This is a genomic window from Actinophytocola algeriensis, assembly GCF_014203735.1.
In the GTDB taxonomy this organism is placed as follows: Bacteria; Actinomycetota; Actinomycetes; order Mycobacteriales; family Pseudonocardiaceae; genus Actinophytocola; species Actinophytocola algeriensis.
The window spans coordinates 1,184,565-1,210,436 of the sequence record NZ_JACHJQ010000002.1 but is presented as its reverse complement, the minus strand read 5'-3'; the positions used below and the strand labels follow the sequence as shown (position 1 = coordinate 1,210,436).

At 74.0% G+C, this 25,872-nt stretch carries 17 protein-coding genes; all 17 read left to right on the top strand.

Features of this window, described 5'->3' with window-relative positions:
• The first annotated feature begins 1 nt into the window (after window position 1).
• The 17 genes from FHR82_RS11720 (at window position 2) to FHR82_RS11640 (ending at window position 25,865) form a co-directional block, all read left to right on the top strand.
• Window positions 2-3,262: a non-ribosomal peptide synthetase gene (locus FHR82_RS11720; RefSeq protein ID WP_184810281.1), complete on the top strand. Its 3,261-nt coding sequence runs from the start codon at window positions 2-4 to the stop codon at window positions 3,260-3,262.
• Complete coding sequence (locus FHR82_RS11715) at window positions 3,259-9,513, top strand: non-ribosomal peptide synthetase (protein ID WP_184810280.1); 6,255 nt, start codon at window positions 3,259-3,261, stop codon at window positions 9,511-9,513. Before FHR82_RS11720 ends, FHR82_RS11715 begins: the two co-directional genes overlap by 4 nt.
• A complete protein-coding gene (locus FHR82_RS11710; RefSeq protein ID WP_184810279.1) occupies window positions 9,510-11,774 on the top strand; it encodes a penicillin acylase family protein in 2,265 nt (754 codons plus the stop codon). The genes FHR82_RS11715 and FHR82_RS11710 overlap by 4 nt, the downstream gene beginning before the upstream one ends.
• Window positions 11,771-12,541 (top strand): thioesterase II family protein, encoded by a 771-nt coding sequence (locus FHR82_RS11705; protein WP_184810278.1) that lies wholly within the window; start codon window positions 11,771-11,773, stop codon window positions 12,539-12,541. Before FHR82_RS11710 ends, FHR82_RS11705 begins: the two co-directional genes overlap by 4 nt.
• A gap of 13 nt (window positions 12,542-12,554) precedes the next feature.
• Complete coding sequence (locus FHR82_RS11700) at window positions 12,555-13,289, top strand: thioesterase II family protein (protein ID WP_184810277.1); 735 nt, start codon at window positions 12,555-12,557, stop codon at window positions 13,287-13,289.
• Window positions 13,289-15,085: a non-ribosomal peptide synthetase gene (locus FHR82_RS11695; protein WP_184810276.1), complete on the top strand. Its 1,797-nt coding sequence runs from the start codon at window positions 13,289-13,291 to the stop codon at window positions 15,083-15,085. Before FHR82_RS11700 ends, FHR82_RS11695 begins: the two co-directional genes overlap by 1 nt.
• Before the next feature lie 8 nt (window positions 15,086-15,093).
• The gene (locus FHR82_RS11690; RefSeq protein ID WP_184810275.1) at window positions 15,094-16,335 is read left to right on the top strand and encodes a cytochrome P450; all 1,242 of its coding nucleotides are present in this window, start codon (window positions 15,094-15,096) and stop codon (window positions 16,333-16,335) included.
• 70 nt (window positions 16,336-16,405) lie between these two features.
• Window positions 16,406-17,662 carry a cytochrome P450 gene (locus FHR82_RS11685; protein WP_184810274.1) on the top strand — a complete coding sequence of 419 codons (1,257 nt, stop codon included), beginning with the start codon at window positions 16,406-16,408 and terminating at the stop codon, window positions 17,660-17,662.
• Window positions 17,659-17,958: a phosphopantetheine-binding protein gene (locus FHR82_RS11680; protein WP_184810273.1), complete on the top strand. Its 300-nt coding sequence runs from the start codon at window positions 17,659-17,661 to the stop codon at window positions 17,956-17,958. The genes FHR82_RS11685 and FHR82_RS11680 overlap by 4 nt, the downstream gene beginning before the upstream one ends.
• Window positions 17,955-19,208, top strand: coding sequence for a cytochrome P450 (locus FHR82_RS11675; RefSeq protein WP_184810272.1), 1,254 nt, complete (start codon window positions 17,955-17,957; stop codon window positions 19,206-19,208). Before FHR82_RS11680 ends, FHR82_RS11675 begins: the two co-directional genes overlap by 4 nt.
• A complete protein-coding gene (locus FHR82_RS11670; RefSeq protein ID WP_311771019.1) occupies window positions 19,205-19,960 on the top strand; it encodes a thioesterase II family protein in 756 nt (251 codons plus the stop codon). The genes FHR82_RS11675 and FHR82_RS11670 overlap by 4 nt, the downstream gene beginning before the upstream one ends.
• Entirely contained in the window at window positions 19,957-20,178 is a 222-nt protein-coding gene (locus FHR82_RS11665; RefSeq protein ID WP_184810270.1) for a ferredoxin, read from the top strand. Before FHR82_RS11670 ends, FHR82_RS11665 begins: the two co-directional genes overlap by 4 nt.
• 10 nt (window positions 20,179-20,188) lie before the next feature.
• On the top strand, window positions 20,189-21,019 hold the full coding sequence (locus FHR82_RS11660) for a glycosyltransferase family 8 protein (protein ID WP_184810269.1): 831 nt from the start codon (window positions 20,189-20,191) through the stop codon (window positions 21,017-21,019).
• Between the two features lies 1 nt (window position 21,020).
• Window positions 21,021-22,028, top strand: coding sequence for an ornithine cyclodeaminase (locus FHR82_RS11655; RefSeq protein WP_184810268.1), 1,008 nt, complete (start codon window positions 21,021-21,023; stop codon window positions 22,026-22,028).
• A 32-nt stretch (window positions 22,029-22,060) separates the two neighbouring features.
• Window positions 22,061-23,680, top strand: coding sequence for a DUF885 family protein (locus FHR82_RS11650; RefSeq protein WP_225944165.1), 1,620 nt, complete (start codon window positions 22,061-22,063; stop codon window positions 23,678-23,680).
• Window positions 23,677-24,981, top strand: coding sequence for an MFS transporter (locus FHR82_RS11645; RefSeq protein ID WP_184810266.1), 1,305 nt, complete (start codon window positions 23,677-23,679; stop codon window positions 24,979-24,981). Before FHR82_RS11650 ends, FHR82_RS11645 begins: the two co-directional genes overlap by 4 nt.
• On the top strand, window positions 24,978-25,865 hold the full coding sequence (locus FHR82_RS11640; RefSeq protein ID WP_184810265.1) for a glycosyltransferase family 8 protein: 888 nt from the start codon (window positions 24,978-24,980) through the stop codon (window positions 25,863-25,865). The genes FHR82_RS11645 and FHR82_RS11640 overlap by 4 nt, the downstream gene beginning before the upstream one ends.
• Window positions 25,866-25,872 lie beyond the last annotated feature (7 nt).

Below are 25,872 nucleotides of genomic sequence, written 5' to 3'. Positions count from 1 at the left end.
GATGCCACGCGATATCCCCACCGCCTTCGCGGCCCACGTCGCCGACCGTCCACACGCGACGGCTGTGGTGGGCGACGGGACGCATCGCACCTATGCGGAGCTCGACCGGGAGGCAGGCGCCTTCGCCACCGCGCTGCGGCGGCACGGCGCGGGACCGGAGGACGTCGTCGCGGTCGTCGCCGACCGGGGGCCCCGGTACGTGGCGATGGTGCTCGGCGTCCTGCGCACCGGCGCGGCGTTCGTGCCCGTCGCCCCGGACACCCCGGTCGACCGTGCCCGGCGGATGTGCGGCGCGGCGCGGGTCCGGGTGGTCCTCGCGGAACCGGAGCACGAGGCGCGGGCGAAGGAGTTCGCGCCTGCGCCGGTCGTGACCGCGGCGGGCGCGGCGGTGGCGGCCCCGGTCGAGCGCCATCCGGAAGGACTCGCCTACGTCATCTTCACGTCCGGGTCGACCGGGGTGCCCAAGGGCGCGATGGTCGTCGACGCGGGGATGGCCAACCACACCGCGGCCAAGGTGGCCGACCTGGCGCTGCGCCGGGACGACGTGGTCGGCTTCACCGCCCCGCTGTCGTTCGACATCTCGGTGTGGCAGGCGCTGACGGGGCTGACGGTCGGTGCGGCCGTCGCGGTCGCCGCACCGGAGAACCTCGCGGAGCCCGCCGAGCTGGCGGCGTGGGTGCGGCGTCACGGCGTCACGGTGCTGGAGATCGTGCCGTCGTTCCTCGCCGTCGTCGTCGAGCAGCTCGCGGCCGACCCCGGCATGCGCGCCGCACTGCGGTCGCTGCGGTTCCTCGTCGCGACCGGGGAGGCGCTGCCCGCGCCGCTGGTACGCCGCTGGTACGACTGCTGCCCCGACGTCGGTGTGGTCAACGCCTACGGCCCCACGGAGTGCTCGGACGACGTGACCCACCACCTCGTCTCCGCGCAGGAGTGCGCGGGGCGGGACTGGCCGCCGATCGGCAGGGAGGTGCTGAACACCCGCCTGTACGTGGTCGACGAGCACGGCGGCGAGTGCCAGGACGGGACGGCCGGGGAGCTGTACGTCGGCGGTCGCGGCGTGGGGCGAGGGTACGTGGCCGACCCGGTCGCCACCGCGCTGGCGTTCGTGCCGGACCACCTGACGGGTGCGGCGGGGGCACGCCTCTACCGCACCGGCGACCTCGGCACCCGGGGCGCCGACGGTGCGCTCGACTACCACGGCCGCCGCGACCGCCAGGTCAAGGTGCGCGGGCACCGCGTCGAGCTGGGTGACGTCGAGGCGGGGCTGCTGCGGGTACCGGACGTGACCGCGGCCGCCTGCGTGCTGTCGGCGGGCCGCCTGCACGCGTTCGTCACCGTGCGCGGCGGGACGGAGGCGGACCGGGTGCTGGCGCACGTCCGCGCCTCGGCACCCGGCTACCTCGTGCCGCACCGCGTGACCGTCGTCGACGAGATCCCCACGAACGTGGCGGGCAAGGCCGACCACCGCGCGCTGCTCGGCGTGCCAGAACCGGACGCGGTGCGCGCACTGGTGGCCGAGGTGCTCGACGTGCCGTCGGTGGCGGCCGACGAGAACTTCTTCGCGGCGGGCGGTGACTCGCTCGTGGCGATGACCCTCGTCGCCGCCGCCCGCACCCGGTTCGCCGCGGACACCCTGTCGTTGCGGGCTTTCCTCGCCGACCCCACCCCGCGCGGGCTGGCCGCGGCGCTGACCGCGGCCCGCGCCGCGCCGGACGCCGCCGCGGCGCCGCCGGTGCCCGGCGCGCTGTCCTCCGGCCAGGAACGGCTCTGGTTCCTCGAGCAGCTGCAACCGGGTAAGGGCGCCCAGCTGATCCACGTCGAACTGGCGCTGACGGGTCTGCTCGACCGGGACGCGCTGCGGCACGCACTCGACGCCGTGGTCGCCCGGCACGAGCCGCTGCGCACGGTGTTCACACAGGAGGGCGGGGTGCCGGCAGGTGCGGTGTGGCCCGAGGCGACGGTGCGGCTGTCCGAGGACGGCGTGCCGGACCACGGGCTGTCCGCGGCCACCCCGAGACCGCCGCTCATGACCGCCCACCTGCGGCGGGTCGCCGACGACCACCACGTCCTGACCCTCGTGCTCCACCACCTCGTCGCCGACGGCTGGTCGCTGGCGATCCTCGGCCGGGAGATCGCCGAGCACTACCAGCGGTGGCTCGACGGCGACACCGCGGTGTCCCCGCCCGCCGCGACGTTCGGCCAGTACATCGCCGAGGAACGGCGGTGGCTGGCGGGCGCAGAGGCGGTCGAGCACGAGCGGTACTGGACCGGTCGGCTCGCGGGCGCGCCACCGGCGATCGACCTGCCGGTCGACCGCCCGCGACCCGTGGTCGGCGACTTCACCGCGCGCCACGTCGTGACCGAGCTGTCCGCGCGGGAGACGAGCACCGTGGTGGCGACCGCACGCGCGGCGGACGCCACACCGTTCATGGCGGTCGTGGCCGCCTTCCACGCCGTGCTCCGGGACCTCACCGGCACCGACGACGTGGTCGTCGGGATCGACTCGGTGAACCGGTCCTGGCCGGGCAGCGAGGAACTGGTCGGCACGTTCGTCAACCAGCTGCCGGTCCGGCTCGCCGGTGGCGGGCGGACCTTCGGCGAACTGCTGGACCTGGCGCGCACGCGCTGCCTCGGCGCCTACGAGCACGACCGGCTGCCGTTCCACAAGATCGTCGCCGCGGTCGCGCCACCCCGCAGGGCGGGCAGGTTCCCGCTGTTCCAGGTGAAGGTGACCCACCAGAGTGCCTGGCGGACCGGCACGTCGCTGCCCGACATCGAGGTGGTGCCGAGCGACCACGGCGAACCGGTGACCGACCTCGACCTCATGCTCGACGTGTCCGGCGAGCACGATCGTCTGCGCCTGGAACTGCTGTACCGGCCGGAGATCCTCGACGAGAGCACGGCGGCGCGCTGGCTGGCCGCCGTCGCGCACGTGCTGCGGACCGGAGCCGCCGCACCCGGTGCCGGGGTCGCGGCGCCGGGTGCGGTCCGCACACCGACCGAGCAGGTGGTCGCCGACGTGTGGTGCGAGCTGCTCGGCCGCGACTCCGTCGACGTCGAGGACAACTTCTTCGAGATCGGCGGGCACTCGCTGCTGGCGGTCCAGGTGACGCACGAGATCTCGGTGCGGACCGGGTTCCCGCTGGAGCTCGAGGCGCTCTTCGAGCTGGGCACCGTCGCTGAGATCGCCGCGGCCGTCGACCGGGGACGGGCGGACGTCGGCGCGCCCGCCGTGCTCGCCGGGTACGAGGGGGAACTGTGAACGCGCGGGACCTGTTGGAGCGCCTGGAGGACGCGGGCGTCACCGTCACGCTGACCGGTGACCGGATCCACTACCGCGGCGCGGGCACGGCGCCGCCGCCGGACCTCCTCGCCGAGATGAAGAGCCACCGCGCCGAGCTCGTCTCCTTCCTGACGAGGCGCCGGAACCTGACGTGGCCACCGGCGCGGGACGGCGCCGCGCGGCGCGGACCGTTGACGATGGCGCAGCGCGGGCTGTGGGCGACCGACTTCTTCGCCGAGGACGGCACGTACAACCTCGGCGGCGCGCTGCGCCTGCGCGGGCCGCTCGACGACGCCGCCCTCGACGGCGCGCTCACCGACCTGCACCGCAGGCACCCGTCGCTGCGCACGGTGTTCACCGCCGGGCAGGGCGAGTCCCGCCAGCACGTCCTGCCCGCCGTGCCGGACCGGCTCACGCGCCGGGAGCTGCCGGGCCTCGACGCGTGCCTGCGGGAGTGCGCGCGGCTCGCCGACCGGAAGCTCCCGCTCGACGGGATGCCGCCGGTGGCGATGACCCTGTTCCGCACCGGCCCCGACGACCACGTGTTCTTCGTGGTGCTCCACCACGTGCTCGCCGACGGCGTGTCGGTCGCGGTGCTGCTCGACGACCTCGCCCGGTGCTACGACACCCGGCTCGACGGCGGCCGCGCGGCCCCGCCCGCCCACGACCTCGACATGGTCGACTACGCCCGCTGGGAGGACGACCAGCTGCGCTACGCCGACCTCGGTGCGGCCCGGCGGTACTGGCGGGACCGGCTGCGCGGCGCCGCGTTCGGCGCACTGCCGCTGCCGCCGCCGGGGCCGGACGACGACGAACGCGGCGGTGCGGTCACCGCGACCGTCGACGAGGCCACGACCGCCGCCGTGCGTGCGTTCGCCGCCGGTACCCGGTCCAGCGCGTTCCTCGTCGTCACGGCGGCGATCGGCGTCGCCCTGTCCCGGCTCACCGGCCGCGACGACCTCGTGCTGGGCATGCCGGTCGCCCGCAGGGACCGCGAAGGCCTGGCCGGACTGGTCGGCCTCCTCCTGGACACCGTCCCGGTCCGGCTCGACGTCACCGGCGGCGCCACGTTCGCCGAGCTGGTGACGCGGACCAGGACGGCGGTGCTCGGCGCGGTCGCGCACCCGTACGTGCCCGCCGCAGGCGACCCGGCGGAGCGGGCCCGGTTCTCCGTCGTCGTCGCCGACGCCGGCACCGCCCTGCCCGCGCCCGCCTTCCGCGGCCTCGACGTGACCGAGCTGCGGGTGCCGCATGCGGGCGCGAAGTTCGACCTCAACGTCCTCGTCCGCGACGACGGCGGCATTCTCGCGGTCGACGTCGAGTTCGACCGGCGGGCGACCGGGGCGCAGTCGGTCACGGCGCTGCTCGACCTGGTGCGCGCGATCCTCACGGCAGGCACGGCACCGGGCGCCCGCCCGGTGCACGAGCTCGCCGCCGCTCCGGCGGCGGTGGCCGCCGAGGGCGCCGTCGGCGTGGCCGCCGACCGCGTGCCACGCGCGGACGAGTCGGTCGGCCGCCGCTTCGCGGCGGTGGCCGCGGCGCGGGCCGGTGCGACCGCGGTCAGCTGCGCGGGCACCGAGCTGTCCTATGAGGACCTCGCGGCTCGCGTGGGCCTGCTGGCAACGGGGTTGCGCGACAGGGGGATCGGCCTCGGCGACACCGTCGCGGTCGCGCTGCCCCGCGGCACCGACCTCGTCGTCGCGATCGTCGGCGTGATGGCGGCGGGCGCGGCGTGCGTGGTGCTCGACGACTCCTGGCCACCAGCGCGGGTCGACGCCGTGCTCGCCGACTCGGGGGCGCGGCTCACGATCACGGAGGACAACCTGGCGGGGCTGGTAGGTGCCGACGTCGGACCGGTCGCGCCGGTGCCGGGGCACGCCACCGCGTACGTGATCTACACGTCCGGGTCGACCGGGCGGCCCAAGGGCGTGCACGTGACCCACCACAACCTGCTCAGCCTGCTGGACGCGACCGCGGGCCCGTTCGGGTTCGGCCACGACGACACCTGGTCGCTGTTCCACGCCTGCTCGTTCGACGTGTCGATGTACGAGCTGTTCTGCTGCCTGCTGCACGGCGGCAGGCTCGTCGTCGTTCCCGAGTGGACACGGCGGGAGCCGGACGCGTTCGCCGCGCTGCTCGCGCGGGAGCGGGTGACGGTGCTCAGCCAGACCCCGTCGGCGCTCGCGGTGATGCTGCCCGCGATCGCGGCGCGGGACGGCGCGGCCGATCACCTGCGGTACTTGTTGTTCGCGGGGGAGAAGCTCGACCGGCACCTCGCCGACCAGTGGTACGCGGCGGTCGGCGGTCCGGCCCGGCTGGTGAATCTGTACGGCACCACGGAGACCACCGTGCATGCGTCGTGGCGGTGGCTGCGCCCCGACGAGACCGACACCGCCGAGTCCGCGATCGGCGGACCCCTGCCGGGCACGGCACTGCACGTGGTGGACCCGGCCGGTGCGCCCGTGCTCGACCGGTGCGTCGGCGAGCTCTGGGTCGGCGGCCCGCAGGTGAGCACCGGGTACGTCGGGCGGCCCCGGGAGACCGCGACGCGCTTCGTGCCCGACCCCTTCGGCGCGGCGCCCGGCGCACGCGTCTACCGGACGGGCGACCTCGCACGCCGCACCGGCACCGGGTTGTCCTACCTCGGCCGCCGGGACGCCCAGGTGCAGGTGAACGGGTTCCGCGTCGAGTTGTCCGAGATCGAGGAGGCGCTCACGGCGCAACCGGGGGTGGCCGCGGCGGCCGCCGCCGCGCAACGGGACGGCAGCGGCTCGGGCATCGTCGCCGTCGTCGTCCCGGGCGAGGGTGCCACGCTGTCCACGGCGGACCTGGTGCGCGGGGTGCGGACCGTCCTGCCGCGCTACATGGTGCCGCGTGCCGTCGCGGTCGTGGACGCGCTCCCGTTGACCAACAACGGGAAGCTCGACCGGGCCGCGGTGACCGCGACCTCGGCGCCGGACGGGCACGCGCCCGCCGTGGCACCCCGCGACGCCCGCGAGGGCCTGCTCGCCGAGTTGTTCCGCGAGGTGCTCGCGGCGTCGTCGGCGGTGTCCGCGGACGCCGACTTCTTCGACCTCGGCGGCGACTCCATGCGGGCGATCCGGCTCGTCGGACTCGCCAGGGAGCGCGGTCTGTGGCTGACCGTGCGCGACGTGTACGCCGCACCGGTGCTGTCCGCGCTCGCCACCCGCGCCGTGCTCGGCGAGGAGGACGTGACCGGGTCACGCGCGCCGTTCTCGCTGCTGCCCGCGGAACTGGCCAGGACGTTCCCCGCGGACGTCGAGGACGCGTACCCGATGACGGCCATGCAGTCCGGCATGATCTACCACCAGGAGCTGGCACCGGCGTCCCGTGTCTACCACATCGTGCTGAGCTACCGGGTCCGCGGACCGATGGACCCGGACGCGTTCCGCGCCGCCGCACAGGCGGTGACCGACGCGCACCCGGTGCTGCGCACCAGTTTCGACCTCGCCCACCCGAACGGCCCGACCCAGCGCGTGCACACCGGCGTCGAGGCGGTGGTGGACTTCGAGGAACTCGACCACCTCGCCCCCGCCGACCAGGAATCCAGGATCCGGCAGGTCGCCGCCGCGGAGACCGCGCACGACTTCGACCTCGAGCGGGCGCCGCTGCACCGGCTCGTCGTGCTCACCCTGTCCGCCGACGAGTACCAGCTGATCTTCACCCACCACCACGCGATCCTCGACGGCTGGTCGGTGAACGTGTTCTTCGAGGACCTGCACACGCACTACCTCGAGCTGCGGGCGGGCGGGACCGGCGCCGTGCCGCGGCCGAGGACCAGGTTCGCCGACTACGTGGCAGCCGAACAGCGTGCGCTGGCGGACCCGGCCGACCGTGAGTTCTGGCGCGCGCGGACCGCGTCGCCCGCCAGGCTGGTCGCGCCGGACCGGCCGCAGGCACCAGCCATGCGGCAGCTGTCCGTCGAGCTGCCGGGCCGCATCGACGGGCTCCGCGCGGTCGCGACCCGCCTCGACGTGCCGCTCAAGGCACTGCTGCTGGCCGCGCACGTGCGGGTGATCTCCTGGCTCACCGGCACGGACGAGGTCACGACGAGCCTCGTCTACGCCTGCCGCCCCGAGGCACGGGACTCGGAACGGCTGCTGGGGCTGTTCCTCAACCAGCTGCCGCTGCGTGTCGACCTCACGGACCAGACGTGGGCGGACCTGGCGCGGCAGGTGTACGGCGACGAACTGGCCATGATGGGCCACCGCTGGTACCCGAACGCCGCGATCCAGCGGGACTTCGGCACCCGGCCGATGTTCGACTCCAGCTTCAACTTCACCGATTACCACACCACGCGCGAGATGCTGCGCGACGGCGACGTGGCACTGGTCGACAGCGACGAGCTGGAGTCCACCCACTACGCCTTCGGGTCGAACTACACGGTCGACCTCCGCACCGGTGAGCTGCGGGTGATCCTGGAGTACGACGAGAACGCGCTCACGCCGTCGACGGTGGCGCTCGCGGCGGAGGCGCACCGCCGCGTGCTCACCGCCTTCGACCAGGACGCGAACACCCCGTACCGGGCCACCGCGCTGCCGGGCGTGGCGGACGTGACCCGTCCCGCCGAGCCGGCCCTGGCGACCCGCGACGTCGCGCAGCCGCACGGGCACACCGCGCCGGGCGGCGCGCTCGAGCAGGCCGTGCACGACGTGTGGGCCGAGGTGCTCGGCGCCGACGACTACGACGTGCACACGGACTTCTTCGCCGCGGGCGGGGACTCGCTCGCCGCCATGCAGGTGGTGAGCCGCCTGCGGGCCCGGCACGGCGCGCTGTCGATGGGCGCGTTCATCGAGGCGGGCACGATCGCGGCGGTCGCCGCCGCCATCAACCCCTCCCGTGGCGCAGGCCGGTCCACAGTGGATACCACGGGGGAGCGGCGGTATCCGCTGTCCCGGGCGCAGTCGCAGATGTGGCTGGTCGCGAACCACCTTCCCGGGGTGGCGCTGTTCGGGATGCCGGGTGCGCTGCGCATCGACGGGCCCCTGGACCTCGGCGTGCTCGCCACGACCTTCGCCGCGCTGATCCGGCGGCACGAGGCGCTGCGGACCCGCGTCGAGACCACCGGTGACGGCCCGGTGCAGGTCGTCGAACCGCGCGCCACGCTCGACCTGGCGACCGTCGACGTGAGCGGGGAGACCGACCCCGCCGCCCGGTGCGAGGCGCTCATGGCGGCGGCCGTCCGCGAGCCGATCCCGCTCGACACCGCGCCGCTCATGCGCGCGACCGTCTACCGGCTCGGCGCGGAGCTGCACGTGCTGTACCTGAACATCCACCACCTCGTCTGCGACGGGTGGTCCCTCACGCTGCTCCTCACCGAGGCCGCCGCCACCTACCGGGTGCGAGCGGCGGGTGGGAAGCCCGACGTCCGGCCCGCGCTCGGCAACGGGCAGCTCGCGCAGGCACGTGCGGAATGGGCGCGAGGTGTGGAGGGCCAACGGGAGCTGGCCCACTGGGTCGAGCGGCTCTCACCGCCGTGGCCGACACTCGACGCCCCACCCGGCAGTCGTTTCGTACGGGCACAGGGCACGACCCTGCTCGCCCGGCTGCGTTCCGCGTCGTGCGGCCGGGTGCTGGGTGCGGCCGACACGGCGGCACTGCGCGCCGCGGCGCGCGGCCGGGGGTTGACCGAGTTCACCGTCGTGCTGAGCGCGTTCGCGGCGACGCTGCGGGCGTGGAGCGGGCAGGACGACGTCCGGATCGCGACCCAGCTGGCCAACCGCGCCACGCCCGGCGCCGAGGACGTCGTCGGCCTCGTCGCGAACACGGTCGTCCTGCGGCTGCGCGTCGGCGCGGACGACGATCCGGTCGCGGTGACCGAGCAGGCCCGTGCGGTGGGCGTGGACGCGCTGGCGCACCAGGAGATCCCGTTCGAGGACGTGCTGGCCGAGCTCGAGGCCCGCCACCCCGGCGACCGCGGCGCACCGGTGTTCGAGGTGATGCTGGTCGTGCAGGAGGAGACCCGGCAGGTGGACGTCGGCGAAGGGTTGCGGTTCTCGCCGCACCGGGCGGACCGCGACGTGCTCGGCGCCCCCGTGGCGGCGACGACCTGCGACCTGGTCCTCGGCGTCACCCCGGTCGACGGCGAGCTGGCGCTGACCCTGTTGTACAAGCCCGCGACGGTCACGCGGGAGCTGGCCGTGGCCCTGCTCGACGACGTCGCCGCCGCGCTCGTCGCGACCACCCGTGCGCTGGGGGAGAACTCATGACCGCCTGCGCCGCACACCGGCCCCGGCGCCTGCGCCTGCGGCGGCTCCCCTCGGTGCGCGCGGTCGGCGGGCTCGCCGTCCTGACGCTCGCAGCGGCCTGCGCCGCCGCCCTCACCGGTCCGATGTGGACAGCGGTAGCGGTGGTCGTCGCCGGGGCGGGGGCCGTCGCCTGGTACGCGCGGCACCACCGCGCCAGGATCGCGGTCGAGACCGCGCTCGCGCGCGCGTTGCTCGCCTCGGTCCCGGCCTGCCCGGACGAGGTCGCCGTACCGGGACTCGACGCCGACGTGCGCGCGACGGTGACCGGCGACGGCGTGACGCGGCTCACCGCGGCGTCGTGGCTCGACGCGGTGCGCGGCCTGGGGTTCGTGATGGGGCGTGACCGCGGGTTCCACCTCGACCTGGTGCGGCGCACGGCGGGCGGGCGGCTCGCCGAGGTGTGGGGCCGGACGGCGGTGCCCGCCGACCGGCACTACCGCCTGCTCGGTCTCGAACGGGCGGCGCGCCGGGCCGCGGACACCCTCGACGCGCCGGAACGCGACCTGCTGACCGCCTTCGCCGCCGGGGTGAACGCGTCCTTCGCCCACGACGGGCCACCATTCGAGTCCCGCTTCCTCTCGTGGCGGCCCGAACCGTGGACCGTCGCTGACAGCCTGCTCGTCGCGCTCTTCCTCTTCCACGCCCTGTCCTGGCACGAACCCGGGCGCCGCGCCGAGGCGGTCATCAGGCGGGCGCTCCCCCCGGACGTGGCGGCGTTCCTGCTGCCCGGGGGACCGGACACGGTGCCCGCCGGGCTGCGCGCGGTGCGGGGTGACGACGTGCCCGCCGACGTGGTCGCGGTCGACGGGGCGGTCGCAGGCTCCAACTGCTGGGTGCGCACCGGACCCGGCGGCCCGGTCCTGGCGTGCGACCTCCACCTGCCGCTGCTGTTGCCGAACCTGCTGTACGAGGTCGACCTGCGCTGGCCGGACGGGTCGGTGCACGGCCTCGCCACACCCGGCCTGCCGGTCGTGCTCACCGGCGGGAACGGGCACCTGGTGTGGGGCGTGACCAACCTGAGCGCCGCCGTGCTGGACCTGGTGCCCGCGGGCGCCGGGGCGACCACCACGACCGAGCACGTCCGGGTGCGCGGCGGTGCGCCCGTGGCCGTCGAGGTGACCGTCGACGGGGACCTGCCGGTCCTGCCGAAGCCGCTGCTCGGCGAGCGGGTCGCGGCCGCGTGGACCGGGTTCGACCCGCGCGCCTGTGACCTGCGTTTCCAGCGCCTCGCCACGGCCAGGACCGTCGCCGAGGGCATCGCGGTCCTCGACGAGGCCGACGGGATCGCACTCAACGCCCTCCTGGCCGACCGCGACGGGCGGATCGCCCACCTGGCGACCGGTCTGCTGCCGGAGCGGCCCCGGCTGGTCGACCCGCCGTCGGGTGTCCTCGTCTCCGCCAACGACGCCGCGCTGCCAGGGCATCCCTTCTGGTACGACGCCGACCCCGGGCACCGCGCCCGGCGGATCCGGCAGGTCCTGGCGGACACACACGACCCGACCCCGGACGCCATGCGCGCACTGCAGCACGACACGGACGCCGCGCTGTACCGGCGGTACCGGGACCTCGCCGTCGCAGCCCCCGCCGAGTCGTCCACTGTGGAGCTGCTGGCGGGGTGGGACGGCACGGCGCGCACCGGATCGCGTGCCTTCCCGGTGCTCGTGCGCCTGCGGCAGCTGCTCGCCGAGCGGGTGCTCGCCCCGTACTTGACCGCGTGCCGTGAGCTGGAACCGGAGTTCCGCTACCCGTTCCGCGACGTGGACCGGCCGCTGCTGGCCATACTGTCCATACAGGACCCGGCGCTGCTGCCGCCCGGTGCCGCCGACTGGCCCGGGCTGATCGCCGAGTGCGTGCACCAGGCCCGAGGACGGCGGCTACCTGCCTGGGGCCGGGTGAACTCCGTCGGGTTGAGCCATCCCCTGACCGGGCTGGCGCCATGGGCGGAGCGGCTCCTCGGCATCGCGGCACGACCCCAGCCGGGTGCGCTGCACAGCGTTCGCACCTGCGTCCCCGGGTTCGGTGCGGCGGGCCGGGCCGTGCTCACCCCCGGCGGCGGGACGTTCGAGCTGCCGGCGGGCCAGTCCGGTCACCCGCTGAGCCCGCACTTCGCCGACCGCCACCCCACGTGGCTCCGGTCCGGCGCACCCCGGGCATCCCGGGCCGTGTGCGGCTACTCGCTGTCCCCCGCACACCAGCCCGCCATCGCGAGGAGGGCGTCGTGAACCAGCACACCACCACCGCCCGGCCGGGCATCATCCGGGTGGGACCACCGCGCGCACCCCGTGTCCGGCTGCTGTGCGTGCCCTACGCCGGCGCGGGCACCGCCGCCTACCGCGCGTTCCCGGCGGTGCTGCCGCCGACGGTGGAGGTGTGGGCGGTCCGCCTGCCCGCCAGGGAGACCCGCCTGACCGAGGAACCGCTCACCGACATCGGCGCCGTGGTCACCGCGCTGGTCGACGAGCTCGCCACGGAACCGTTCGCCGCGGACGTGCCGTTCGCCCTGTTCGGGCACAGCATGGGCGCGCTGGTCTGCTTCGAGCTCGCCAGGGCACTGCGCAGGACGGGGATGCCCGAGCCCGCGCACCTGTTCGTGTCCGGCAGGCGCGCACCCAGGATCCGCGACGAGCTGCCCTCGATCCACCGCCTCGAACCCGCCCGGTTCCTCGACGCGGTCGAACAGCTCGGCGGGATCCCCGGCCAGGTGCTGGCCGAACCCGGGCTGCTCGACCTGATCGCGCCCGCGCTGCGGGCGGACTTCGCGGTCTGCGAGACCTACCGGCACACCGAGGAACCGCCGCTGCGGTACGGCATCTCCGCGTTCGGCGGCCGATCCGACCCGACCACGACGGCCGAGCAGCTGGCGACCTGGAGCACGGAGACCGCGGACCGGTTCACGTTGCGCCTCTACTCCGGTGACCACTTCTTCATGCACACCCACCACCGGCTGATCCTCACCGAGCTCTGCCGGGACCTCGAAATCGAGCCGTAGAGGGGAGCACACGATGGCCGAGCGCGGGGCGTGGCTGCTGAAGCCGCCACCGGACGACGCGCGAACACTGCTGTTCGGGTTCCCCTACGCCGGTGGCGGCGCGTCGCTGTACCGGCGCTGGCCGGACCGGATCGGCGGCGCCTGGTTCTGCCCCCTGCAGCCCCCCGGCCGCGAGCACCGGTTCCGCGAACCAGCCGCCCGCACGGTCGACGAGTTCACCACCGCGCTCGTCGAGTACCTCGACCGGTACGCGGACCGGCGGCTGGTGTTCTTCGGCCACTGCGGTGGTGTCCCCCTCGCGCTGGCGACGACCCTCGCCCTGCAGGACAAGGGCATGCCGCTGCCCGCGCACGTGTTCGCGTCCGGCTGGGGTCCGCCGCATGAAGGGTTGTACGGCCGCCTCAACTTCGTGGACCTCGCCACCGCCGACCTCGGCGCCGAGGTGCGCGACCTGTTCCGCAGGCTCGGCGCGCCGGTGCGGGAGGACTTCGTCGAGGTGGCCGCCGACATCCTGCGCGTCGACCTCGAACTGCACCGCCCACACCGGTACGACCCGGCCCGGTTCCTGCCGGCGCCGGTGACGGTCATCGGATGGACGGGCGACGACGTGGTGCCGCCCGCGCAGACCTGCCGCGGCTGGGAGCGATGCGCCGAGGTCCGTTACGAGGTGCTCGACGGGGAGCACTTCGCCTTCACCACCTGCCCACCCAGCCTGGTCGACCTGCTCACTCACGATGGAGGGTTCTGATGAGCCGTTCGGACACGCCACCGGACCACCGCACGATCCACGAGCTGGTCGCGGGCTGGGCGAGCACGACCCCGTCCGCGCCGGCGGTGCGGACCGCCGACGGTGTCCTGACCTACGGCGAGCTGGACTCCCGCGCCGCCCGGCTGGCCGCCGCGCTGCGGGCGGGGGGAGTGGGCCGGGAGGACCGGGTCGGCGTTGTCGTGCCCCGCTCCGCCGCCGCGATCGTCGCCTTCCTCGGGGTGCTCAAGGCGGGGGCGGCGTACGTGCCGCTCGACCCGGACTACCCGGCGGAACGCAGGGCGTTCATGCTCGCCGACGCCGGGGTGGTCGCACTGGTCACCGACTCGGCGGCCGACGTGGTCGTCGAGGACCCGCGGGTGCCGGTGATCGACCTCGCCACCGGTCTCGACGGCACAGCGCCGCTGCCCGCCGAACCCGGCGACGCGGACCAGTGCGCGTACGTGATCTACACGTCGGGTTCGACGGGCACCCCGAAGGGTGTCGTCGTCGAGCACCGCAGCGTGGTGTCGTTGCTGCGGAACGATTCCCGGCTCGCGATCGCGCCGGGCGAGACGGTGGCGCACTTCGCGCCCACGGCGTTCGACGCGTCGGTCTTCGAGATCTGGGGCGCGCTGTGCAGGGGCGCGGAGGTGGCGATCCTGGCCGGCTCCCAAGTGTCCATCGAGGACCTCGGCGACCAGCTGCGCGACCTCCGGCCGGACTGGTTGTTCCTCACCACCGGCCTGTTCCACCTGCTCGCCGACTTCGACCTCGCCGCGCTCAAGTCCGTCGGCACACTGCTGACCGGCGGTGACGTGCTCAACCCGGCCCGCGTCGCCGCGGCGGCGGGAACCACGACCGTGCACGCCGCCTACGGCCCCACCGAGACCACCGTGTTCACCTCGTTCCACGCGGCCGCGCCCGAGGGCGGGACGGACCGCGTACCGCTGGGCAGTCCGCTGTCCGGTGTCACCGTGCGCGCCCTGGACGAGGGGTTGGTGCCCGTGCCGGACGGGGCGGTCGGCGAGCTGTACATCGGCGGCGCCGGGGTGGCCCGCGGATACCACGGACGGCCACGGCTCACCGCCGAACGGTTCCTGCCCGACCCGTTCTCGACACGACCCGGCGGGCGGCTGTACCGGACCGGCGACCTCGGCGCGGTCCGGCCGGACGGCGAGCTGGAGTTCCACGGCCGCGTCGACCGCCAGGTCAAGGTGCGCGGGTTCCGCATCGAGCTCGGCGAGATCGAGCACGTGCTGCTCACCGCCCCCGACGTGGCGAGCGCGGCCGTGGTCGCGGTGCCCGGCGCGGACGGCGACAAGCGGCTGGCCGCCTACGTCGTCCCGGTTGCCGGAGCCGAGCCCGCGGTGTCGGAGCTGCGGTCCTGGGTCACCGCGCGCCTGCCGGACCACGCGGTGCCCGCCACGTTCGTCCTCCTCGGGCAGATGCCGCTGGACGTCAACGGCAAGCCGGACCGCGGCGCTCTGCCGTCCCCGTGGTCGAGCCGCGACGCCGTCCAGGGGCTCCCGGCGTACGTCGCGCCGGACACCGAACTGGCGCGCACCATCGCGGGCGCGTGGGCGGAGGCCCTCGAGCTGGACCGGGTCGGTGCGCACGACGAGTTCTACGCGCTGGGCGGCGACTCGTTGCGCAGCGTCGCGGTGCTGGAACGGTTGCGGGCGACCGGCATCCGGTTCACGGCGGCCGAGTTCTTCAGCCACCCCACCGTCGCCGAGCTCGCGGCCAGGTTCGAGGCCGACCGCGACGGTGCCGCGACCACGGCCGTGGCCGGGTAGGGGCGACCATGCGCATCACCGCACCACCACCGGACGTCGAGGTCCCGCTCGCCGAGATCGACCTGTTCGACCCCGCCGGGTACCGCGACGGCTGCAGGCACGCCGCGTGGCGGACGCTGCGCCGGACCGCGCCCGTCTGGTGGCACGAGCGGCCCGGCCAGCCCGGGTTCTGGTCGGTCACCGGGTACGCCGACTGCGAGCGGGTGCTCAAGGACCACCGCACGTTCAGCTCCGCGTCGGGCACCGTGCTGGGCTCCGTCGGGGCGGGCGACCCGGCGGGCGGGCGCACGATCTCGCTGATGGACCCGCCGGACCACACGGCACTGCGCACGACCGCGATGCGCTCGTTCAGCCACGCGGTCGTCCGCGACCGGGCCGGCCGCATCGAGGAGCAGGTCCGGAAGCTGGTGGCGCCGCTGCGCGACGGCGAACAGGACTTCGCCGTGCTGGTGCGCAGGCTCCCGATGGCGGTGTCCGGCGAGATCATCGGCATCCCCGAGGAGCACTGGGACCCGATCGCGCACTGGACCGCCGCCGGGCTGTCGCCGGAGGACCCGGCGTTCGCGTCCGGGCCCACCACCGCGCACACGCTGCGCCGCGCCCACCACGAGCTGTTCGCCAGGTTCGCCGAGCTGATCGCGCACCGCCGCAGGCACCCGGGCACGGACCTGATCAGCGGACTGCTCGCCCTGCGTCCCGGCGGCAAGCCCATGGAGGACGGGGATGTCCTGCTCAACTGCTACAGCTTCATGGCGGGCGCCAACTCCACCACCCCGCACGTCGCCGCGCACACCCTCCTCGCGCTGATCGAACGCCCTGACGAGTGGGCGCGGCTGCGCGCCGACCCGGAGCGCGTGCCCACGATGCTGGAGGAGGGCGTGCGCTGGACCGCGACGCCGCACCACCTGGTGCGCCGCGCGCTGCGCGACACCAGGCTCGGCGACGTCGCCATCGCCGAGGGCGACTGGGTGTGCGCGTGGACCGGTTCGGCCCAGCGCGACGAGTCCGTGTTCGACCGGCCGTTCCACTTCGACCCGGCCCGCTCGCCCAACCACCACAGCGGTTTCGGCGGCGGCCCGCACTACTGCGTCGGCGCGCCGCTGTCCCGTTTCGCGCTGCGTGTGCTGTTCACCGAGCTGGTCACCGCGTTCGAACGGTTCGACCTCGTCGGCCCGGTGACCCACCTGACCTCGAACTGGATCAACGGCGTGGTCGCCATGCCCGTGCTCGGCAAGGAGGTGCGCCCGTGAGCGAGCTTGCGAGTGAATCAATGTCACAGGGCGACCGCGAGCGGCTTCCCGGAGCCTGCGAGGGGGAGTCATGAGGCTGACCGCCGTGACCCCGGCCCGGCCGGTGCCGCTGGACCGCATCGACCTGTACGACCCCGCCCGCTACCGGTCCGGTGAGCAGCACCCGGCCTGGCACACGCTGCGTGCGCAGGCGCCGCTGTGGGCCCAGCACACACCGGAGGGCGACCGGTTCTGGTCGGTCACGAGCTACGCGGACGTGTCCCGCGTCCTCATGGACGACCGGCGGTTCTCCTCGGCGCACGGCACGATCCTCGCGGTCGCGCGGGGTGACAGCGCCGGTGGGCGGACCATCAACCTGATGGACCAGCCGCACCACGCGTCCGTGCGACTGCCGTCGATGCGGACCATGGCGACCCGGCTGGTGCGGGAGCGCAGGGAGATCGTTCGGGGGCACGTGCGCCGGATCCTCGGCGAGCACCTGGCGTCCGGCGAACCGGTCGACTTCGCGCGGCTGATGCTGCAGCTGCCGATGGCGGGGGTCGGCGAGATCATCGGCATCCCGGTCGTCGACTGGCCCGCCGTGCCCCGCTGGGCAATGGCCGGGGTCGCCCCGTCCGACCCGGAATACGCGACCGGCTCCGAGGCCGACACGCTGCGCAACGCCCACCACGAGCTGATGGCGCTGTTCGCGGGACTGATCGCCGACCGCAGGCGCACCCGGCGCGACGACCTGATCTCGGTGCTGCTCGACCTCGACTACCTGGGACGGCGGCTCGACGAGCACGAGCTGCTGCTCAACTGCTACAGCTTCGCGATGGGGGCGATCACGACCACCCCGCAGGTCGCCTCGCACATGGTCCTCGCGTTCGCCGACCGGCCAGCCGCGTACCGGGCGGTGCGCGAGAACCCCGCCCTGGTGCCGGACGCGATCGAGGAGGCGCTGCGCTGGGCGTCGCCCACCAACCACTTGATGCGCCGCACGCTCACCCGCGTCCAGGTGGCCGGGCAGTGGCTCGACGAGGGCGAGCTGGTCTGCGCGTGGGTGGGGTCCGCCAACCGCGACGAGAAGGTGTTCACCGACCCGTACACGTTCGACCCGGCCCGGTCGCCCAACCCGCACCTCGCGTTCGGGGTCGGTGCGCACCGGTGCATCGGCGGGCCCGCCGCGCAGGTCGTGCTCGCGGTGCTGCTCGAGGAACTGGTGGCCACGTGCGCCGGGTTCGAGGTCGCGGGCGAGGTGGTCCACCTGCACTCCAACTTCATCAACGGGATCACCCGGCTGCCGGTCCGCGCGCGGTCGGCGGTGCGGGAAGGAGTCACGCGATGACCGAGACGACACACGACGCGATGGTGCCGAGGGCGGACCGCGGCCTGTGGTCGGAGTACCGCGCGCCCGGCACCGACCTGGAACGGCAGCTCGCCGAGCTGTGGCGCGACCGCCTGCGCGTCGAGCCGATCGGGATCGACGACGACTTCTTCGAGCTGGGCGGCCATTCGCTGGCCGCGGCCGAGCTGCTCGTGGACATCGCCGCGGCCACCGGTGTCGAGGTGGCCGCGCGGACGTTGTTCCTCGAACCGACGGTGGCGGAGCTGGCGGCGGCGATCGAGGCGGCCGGGCGATGAGGCACACGGCCCCGGCAGACGCCGCCGCCGTCGACCTCGACGCGGTGGACCTGCGCGACCCCGACCTGTACCGGTACGGTGACCCGCACGCGGTGTGGCACGCCATGCGGGAACGGGATCCCGTGCACTGGCAGGAAACCGGGCCCGGCACCGGGTTCTGGTCGGTCACGAGGTACCGCGACGTGGAGAAGGTCCTGCGGGACGCGCGGACCTTCACCTCCGAGGGCGGCACGCTGCTCACGCTACTGGGCCAGCCCGACCCGGCGAGCAGGCAGCAACTGTCCACAACGGACCCACCGCGCCACACGGAGATGCGGGCGCCGCTGCAGCGCCTGCTCGCCGGCCGCACCGCCGACCGGCACCGCGACCGGGTCCGGGCCGCCGCCCGCGGGATCCTCGCGCCCGCGCTGGACGGCGAGCCCATCGACTTCGGCGTCGCCGTGCACCAGCTGCCGGTGGTCATGTTCGGCACCCTCATGGACCTGCCGGAGCCGGACTGGACCCGGCTGACCGAGCTGGCCGAGATGGCGATCGCGCCGGACGACCCGGTGCACCAGCTGCCCTCGGGTGCGGCCGCCACCCAGCACCGCGCGCACCGCGAGCTGTTCGCCTACTTCCAGGACGCGGCGACCGCGCGGCGCAAGGCGCTCGGCGAGGACCTGCTGAGCGTGCTGCTCACGATGACCGTCGAGGGCGAGCCGCTGGACCGCGGCGCGGTCATGGCCAACTGCTACCTGATGCTGATCGGCTCGACCGTCACGGTGCCCGAGGTGCCGAAGGCCGCGCTGGTCGAACTGATCGAATCCGGCCGCTACGCCGACTGGGCCGAGCACCCCGAACTGCTCGAGACCGGTGTCGAGGAGGCGCTGCGCTGGGCGTCGCCCGCCAACCACGTGCTGCGGTACGCCACCGCGCCGACCGAGCTGGGTGGCAAGCGGATCGCGGAAGGGGACGGGGTGGTCGTCTGGTACGGCTCGGCCAACCGCGACGAGGAGATCTTCCCCGATCCGTACACGTTCGACGTGCGGCGCACGCCGAACCGCCACCTGACCTTCGGTTCAGGTCCGCACTACTGCGTGGGGTTCGCCATCGCGCGGATGACGCTGCGGGTCCTGTTCGCGGAGATGTTCGCCGCGTTCTCGGACTTCGAGCTCGCCGGACCGGTCGAGCACATCGCGTCGAACTTCGTCGCCGGGATCACCCGGCTGCCGGTGGCGGGCAAGCCGCGTCCCGGCCGGGAGCCGTGGTGAGCGCGCCCGCCCGGCCCGCGCGCTGGTTCCTGCGGCCACCGGACCGGGACGCGCGGGCGCGACTGTTCTGCCTGCCGTACTCGGGGTGCGGCGCGAGCATGTACCGGGGCTGGCCCGCCGCGGTCGGCGACCTCGAGATTGTTCCGGTCCAGCTGCCCGGCCGGGAGAACCGGCTGCGTGAGCGTCCACACGAGACGTACGAGGCACTGGCGGCGGACGTGATCGAGGCGATCGAGCCGCACCTGGACCGGCCGTTCGGGTTCTTCGGCCACTGCGGTTCCGCGTTGTCCTCCTACGAGATCGCCGTCCAGCTCGCCGCGCGCGGCGGCCCACTGCCCACCTGCGTGTTCGTCTCCTCGCAGGTCGCCCCGCAGGACGGCCCGTACGGCACCTACATCGACATGGACGACGTCGAGCTGGCCGAGGAGGTGCGGCGGCTCATCCGCTTCATGGGCGGCGAACCGGTCGAGGACCTCGTGGCGCTGTGCCTGCGGGTCATGCGTGCCGACGTCGACGCGAACGCCCGCTACCGGGTGGCGGCGCCCCTCCGGCTGCCGTGCCGGATCAGCGCGATCGGCTGGCGGGACGACACGAACGTCCCCGCCCGCCTGATGCCCGGGTGGCGCGACTGCGGTCGCACGGAGTTCCACCTGCTGCCCGGCAGTCACTTCACGTTCCTGCAGGCACCCGCCGAGCTGCGGGCGGTCCTGCTCGACGGCATGGACCTCGACCAGGAAGGGAGCACGTCGTGACCCGATGGCGGATCACCGTCGACCAGGACCGCTGCGTCGGCTCGGCCACCTGCACCTCGATCGCACCGGACTTCTTCACGCTCGACGGCGAGGACCGCTCGTGCCCGGCCGCGGCCGAGGTGGCCCCGGCCGACCGGCTCGCGGACGCGGCGGAGCTGTGCCCGACGAGCGCGATCGCGGTGGTCGACGCCGAGACCGGCCTGTCGCAAGTGGACTGAGGAGACACCGATGAGCGTGCGCGTCGGCTATGCCGTCGACGAGGAGTTCGCGATGCCGCTGGCGGTGTCGCTGCGGTCGCTCGCCGACCACGCGACCGCGCGGGACGAGCCGGTCGTGACGGTCGTGACGACCGGTCTCCGGGACGAGACGGTGGCGCTGATCCGCCAGTCCTGTCCGGAACTCGCCCCGGAGTTCGTCACCGTCACCGACCCGTCGCCACCGGGCCTCGACCACTGGCACCCCCTCGCACACCTGCGACTGCGGCTCCCCGAGCTGGTCACCGGCGACGGCCCGCTGATCTACCTCGACGCGGACACCGTCGTCCAGGACGACCTCGCCGCGCTGCGGGATGTCGCGCTGGGCGGGCGAACCTTGGCCGCCCTGCGCGATCCGGTCGACCCGCCGCTGCCGCCCGCGCGGCGGGAGGCGCTCGGGCTCGCGCCGGACAGCCCGTTCCTCAACGACAGCGTGCTGGTGATCGACCCGGTCGCGTGGCGGGCGCACGACGTGGCGAACCGGGTGGTCGACCTCGCCCGCACCGGCGACCGGGTCACCGCGGAGGAGGCGCTGAACCTGGTGCTCGCGGACGACTGGGTGCCGCTCGCGCCCGGCTGGAACGTCTACCACATGCTCGTCGGGATGGCAGCGGTCGCGCGCAGGCTCGGGCTCGACTCGCCGGTACCCGCGGACTACCTGGCGGCGGAACCGCGGATCGTCCACTACGCAGGCGACGACAAGCCGTGGCTCGCCTCCTCGGCACGCGCCCCGTTCAGCGCGCTGTTCTACGCCTGCCTCGACCGCACCGCCTGGGCCGGCTGGCGGCCCGTGAGGAGCGCATGACATGACGACTCCCTTGCTGTACCTGGACGGCGCCACCGTCGCGAAGCTCCTGTCCGCGATCGACCCGCTCGACGTCGTGACCGAGGCGTTCCTCGCCGTCGGCGCGGGCCGGGCCGCCGTCACCCCGGAGGCGGCACTGCGCTGGACCGCACCGGACGGCACGGCGGCACGCAGCCTGATCCTCCCCGCCCGGCACGACAGGACCTACGGTTGCAAGATCATCAACGCCTGTCTCGGCAACCGCGACCGCGGGTTGCCGAGGGCACAGGGACTGATCGTGCTCAACGGGGAGGACACCGCGGCGCCCGTGTGCCTGATGCAGGCGGGGACCATCAGCGCGCTGCGCACCGCGTCGGTGTCGTTAGTGGCGCTGGGCGCGGTGCGTGACCTCGCGGCCGTGCGGCGGGTGGCCTTCCTCGGCGCGGGCCGCCAGGCACGCACCCACCTGGAGCTGCTCGCGGGCAGGACCGGCCTCACCGACGTCCTCGTCCACGACGTCGACGACGGGCAGGCACGGGCGTTCGCCGACGCGGCACGGGAGTTCGCTCCGCACGCGCGGGTGCGGACCGCGAGCGCCGAGGAGGCCGTGCGCGCCGCCGAGGTCACCATCGCGGCCACGACGACCACCACGCCCTACGTCCGGCTCGACTGGCTGCCGCCCGACGCGGTGTTCCTCAACGTCTCGCTCGACGACGCGGACGAGGACGTGCTGCTGGGCTGCGACCACCTCATCGTCGACGACTGGGCGCTGGTCAGTGAGGACACCACCCGGCTGCTCGGCAGGCTCTGCCACGCAGGACGGGTGGCCGCGCCGGGCGCCGGCGCACCGCCGGGTGGCCGGGCCGTCGACGCCGAACTCGCGGCCGTCGTGCCGCACGGGTACGCGGCGGGCCGGGCAGGCCGTGTGGTCGTCAACCCGTTCGGGATGGGCGTGCACGACATCGCACTCGCCGCGCGGGTGTACGCGGCCGCGCTCGCGGCGGGCGCTGGCCTCCCGCTCCCACGCTAGAACCACCGACAGGCAGGAGTTCGCCCGTGTCCATGCAGACCGCCACCGCGGCCGTGTCCGAGGTGGTCGAGCACATCTTCGAGCGGTATCCGCACGTCGCGCGCCGGGCCGGACGGCACGATCCCGGCACGCGGGTGCCGGTGGTCGAGCCGATCCCCGTCGCCGACCTCGACCGGATGCTGGCACGGTTGCGGCGGGAGCTCGCGGAGCTCCCCGCCACCGCGGACCCCGAGCTGTGCGCCGACCTGGACGCGGCGGCCCACGTGCTGGCGGGGGAGCGGTTCCCCGCGGCGGAGCTGGACCGGCCGTTCCGCGGGCCGCGGGAGTGGCTCGCCGCGACGGACGTCACCGACTACCCCAGGGGCACCCACGCACCGCTCGCCGATCGGATGACCGCGCTGCGCGACCACCTCACCCGGCTCCCGGACCTCCTCACCGCGGCGGGGGACGCGATAGGGCCGCGGCTGCCTGCGGGGGAGCGGCTGTGTGCCGTCGAACAGGCCAGGGCGCAGGCGCTGCAGCTCGCCGACGTCGAGCGGCAGGTGGCCCTGGACCACCCCGGGTACGCGGCGGACGGGATCTCCGCCGCGGCGACCGCGGCGTCGGCGGCCTGCCGGGCGTTCGCGGACCGCGTGGCGGCGACCGCACCGGCCACGGCCCTGCACGGCCCTGAGCTGCTCGACGAGTTCCTCCGCGCGACGCAGGGTCTCGACCAGCCCGTCGCGGACCTGCTCGACGCCACCCTGTCCGAAGTGGACCGGGTGCTCGCCGCGCTGGCCGCGGTGGCCGCCCGGCTCGGCGTGGCCGACCGGTTCGCGGCGTTCGACCTGCTCGGCGGCGCGGTGTCCGACCAGCCGGTGACGACCGCCCTGACCGGGATCATGGCGCGGCTGAGGGACTTCTGGGCCGCCGAGGACCTGGTGTCGGTCGACACCGTCGTGCCGCTGGAGGTGCGCCGCGCGCCGCGGCTGAGCGGCGGCGCCCTGGTGGAGTTCGGCATCTCGGCGCCGCTCGCGCAGGAGCGGCAGCCGCACATCCTGTGGGTACCGGAACCGGAGGGGGCCGAGGGGCGCGGCGAGCACCTCAACGACCCGATGCTCGAGGTGATCGCGGTCCACGAGGCGTTCGCCGGGCATTACGTCCAGATCGAGGCCGCGTCCATGGGCCCGAGCGTGCTCCGGGTGTGCGTGCCGTGGTTCCCGGGTCTCACCGAGGGCTGGGCGCACTACGTCGAGGAACTCGCCCTCGAGCACGGGCTCGCCGAGGGCCGCCCGCTGCTCGAGGTCGCCCAGCTGCGGTTCGCGCTCGAGGCCGCCACCCGGCTCGCCGTGTACCTCTCCGTCCACATGGGGCGGATGACGTTCGCCGACGCGGTCACGCGGGCGATCACCCTGTGCGGCTGGTCGCCGGAGCGCGCCGCGCGTGAGGTGCTGATCGTGGTGTCCGATCCGGTGGGAGCGATGTACACGCTGGGCAAGCTGCGCATCCGGCAGTGGCGCGAACGTGTCGCGGCGCCGGAGCTGAAACGGTTCCACGACCGGTTGGTCCGGTGCGGCAGCGCACCGCTGTCGACCGCGTCGCGCTACCACCTCGACGGCCACGCGGCCGCTGGTGCACGGTCCACTTCGGAGTCCTCGGGGGTGAGGTCATGACGGAGAAGGGCAAGGCGGCCGCGGTGGCGCGGTTCAACTTCCTCAAGATGTGGATCGGGCAGGGGGTCAGCGACTTCGGGTCGCAGATGTCGATCCTCGCCATCCCCACCCTCGCGATCCTCGTCTACGACGCGACACCGTTCGAGGCGAGCGTCGTCGGCGCGCTCGGGGTCGCCCCGTTCGCGCTGTTCTCGCTGCCCGCGGGCCCGCTCGCGGACCGGTTGCCGCGCCGGGTGGTGATCATCGTGTGCGACGTCGGCAGGGCGCTCGCCGTCGCCCTGCTCGCGATCAGCTACCTGTCCGGGTACCACCACATGTGGGTGGTCTACGTGGTCGCGTTCGTCGTCGGCGTCTTCACCGTTTTCTTCGACATCACCTACATGTCGTTCCTGCCGCAGGTGGTGCCGCCGGACCAATTGCTGGCGGCGAACTCGCGCCTCAGCGCGACCGGGGCCGTCGCCGGTACCGCGGGCCCCAGCCTCGCCGGGCTGCTCATCGAGGCGATCGGGCCCGCGAAGACGCTGGTGGTGGACGCGGTGTCCTATGTGGTCTCCGGGGCCGCGGTCATGGCCGTGCGGGTCACCGCCCCGAAGCGCGAGCGCGCGACGGGTGGCGTGCGCACGGTGCTCACCGAGATCAAGGAAGGGGTCGTCTACGTGTTCAGCAAGCCGGTGCTGGCACGGGTAGCGGTCGTGAACGCCGTGTGCGACTTCGGCCAGTCCATCATCAAGGCCGTCTTCCTGGTGTTCGTCTACAACTCGCTGCACCTCGGACCCGGCGTGGTCGGCTTCGTGATGGCGGTGGAGGGGATCTCGTTCACCATCGGCGCGATCCTGTTGCCGAAGGTCGTGCGTCGCTTCGGGTTCGGCCCCACGATGGCCTACTCGATCCTCTTCGGGATGGCGATCGAGCTGATCACCCCGGTCGCGCTGCTCGGCTACGCGGTCGTGATCCTGATCGGCATCAACCTCGTGACGGGCGCGACGAACGCGTGGTATGACGTCAACCAGCTCACCTACCGCCAGCGGCTCACGCCCGACGCGCTGCAGGGCAGGGTGCACGCGACGATGCGGATGTGCTTCGCGGGGCCGACGCCGTTCGGGTACCTGCTCGGCGGTCTGCTCGGCACTGTGATCGGGGTCGCGACCACCCTGTTCGTCGGCGCGGTCATCTCCACCGCGGGCGCCGCGATCATGCTCACCGGTGCGGTGCTGCGCCTGCGGGACGTCGACGACATCGACCCGGAACACCCGGAGCCGGTGCGCGTCGAGGCCGCCGCACCGGCCAAGGACCCGTCGTGACCGCCGACCGCGTGCGGGTCGTGTACACCGCCGACGAGAACTACGCGCTGCCGCTGGCCGCGTCGATGCGCTCGCTCGTTGACAACGTGTCCGATGTGGACCGGCTGTCGGTGGTGGTGCTGACGCCGGGGTTCAGCGACGGGTCGCTCGAACGGCTGCGGGCGTCGTGCCCGGAGCTCACCCCGGAGTTCGTGACGGTGCCGGGCAGCGCGTTCGACGGGTTGCCCACGTTCGAGTACTGGACGGCGACCATCTACCTGCGGTTGCTGATCCCGTCGCTGCTCGCCGGTGACGAGCCGGTCGTCTACCTCGACTCGGACACCATCGTCCTCGGCGACGTGCTGGAACTGAACGGGATGCCACTGAACGGCACGGTCCTCGCCGCGGTGGTGGACCCCGTCTCGCCGCGCTTCGACTCGGAGAACGGGGTGTGGGGGTGGGCGGACCTGGGGGTGCCGGGCAGCACGCCGTACTTCAACAACGGCGTGATGGTGATCGACCCGGTGGCGTGGCGGGACGTGGACCTGACCGGCAGGACGATCGACTACCTGCGTGCGCACCACGACAAGGTGACGTTCCCGGAACAGGAGGCGATGAACGCGGTCCTGAGGGGGCGGTGGCAGCCGCTGGACCCGGCGTGGAACATCTGGTCCCCGCTCGTGGGCGCGGCGATGGTCGCGCGACGGCTCGGCCTGCACCGGTACTCCGTGCACGAGGACCACGCCCCCGTGCTGGAGAACCCGAAGCTGGTGCAGTTCGTCGGCAAGGACAAACCGTGGTTCGCCGAATGCACGGGAACGCCGTACGGCCGCCTGTTCTACCACTACGTCGACCGGACGGCGTGGTCGACCTGGCGACCGCCGGGGGTGTCGCATGTTCGGTGACCTGTTC

Coding starts and splice junctions, on each gene's coding strand:
- FHR82_RS11700 (WP_184810277.1), top strand. CDS start 12,555: ATGGCCGAGCGCGGGGCGTGGCTGCTGAAGCCGCCACCGGACGACGCG.
- FHR82_RS11655 (WP_184810268.1), top strand. CDS start 21,021: ATGACGACTCCCTTGCTGTACCTGGACGGCGCCACCGTCGCGAAGCTC.
- FHR82_RS11695 (WP_184810276.1), top strand. CDS start 13,289: ATGAGCCGTTCGGACACGCCACCGGACCACCGCACGATCCACGAGCTG.
- FHR82_RS11675 (WP_184810272.1), top strand. CDS start 17,955: ATGAGGCACACGGCCCCGGCAGACGCCGCCGCCGTCGACCTCGACGCG.
- FHR82_RS11680 (WP_184810273.1), top strand. CDS start 17,659: ATGACCGAGACGACACACGACGCGATGGTGCCGAGGGCGGACCGCGGC.
- FHR82_RS11650 (WP_225944165.1), top strand. CDS start 22,061: ATGCAGACCGCCACCGCGGCCGTGTCCGAGGTGGTCGAGCACATCTTC.
- FHR82_RS11645 (WP_184810266.1), top strand. CDS start 23,677: ATGACGGAGAAGGGCAAGGCGGCCGCGGTGGCGCGGTTCAACTTCCTC.
- FHR82_RS11690 (WP_184810275.1), top strand. CDS start 15,094: ATGCGCATCACCGCACCACCACCGGACGTCGAGGTCCCGCTCGCCGAG.
- FHR82_RS11710 (WP_184810279.1), top strand. CDS start 9,510: ATGACCGCCTGCGCCGCACACCGGCCCCGGCGCCTGCGCCTGCGGCGG.
- FHR82_RS11720 (WP_184810281.1), top strand. CDS start 2: ATGCCACGCGATATCCCCACCGCCTTCGCGGCCCACGTCGCCGACCGT.
- FHR82_RS11685 (WP_184810274.1), top strand. CDS start 16,406: ATGAGGCTGACCGCCGTGACCCCGGCCCGGCCGGTGCCGCTGGACCGC.
- FHR82_RS11660 (WP_184810269.1), top strand. CDS start 20,189: ATGAGCGTGCGCGTCGGCTATGCCGTCGACGAGGAGTTCGCGATGCCG.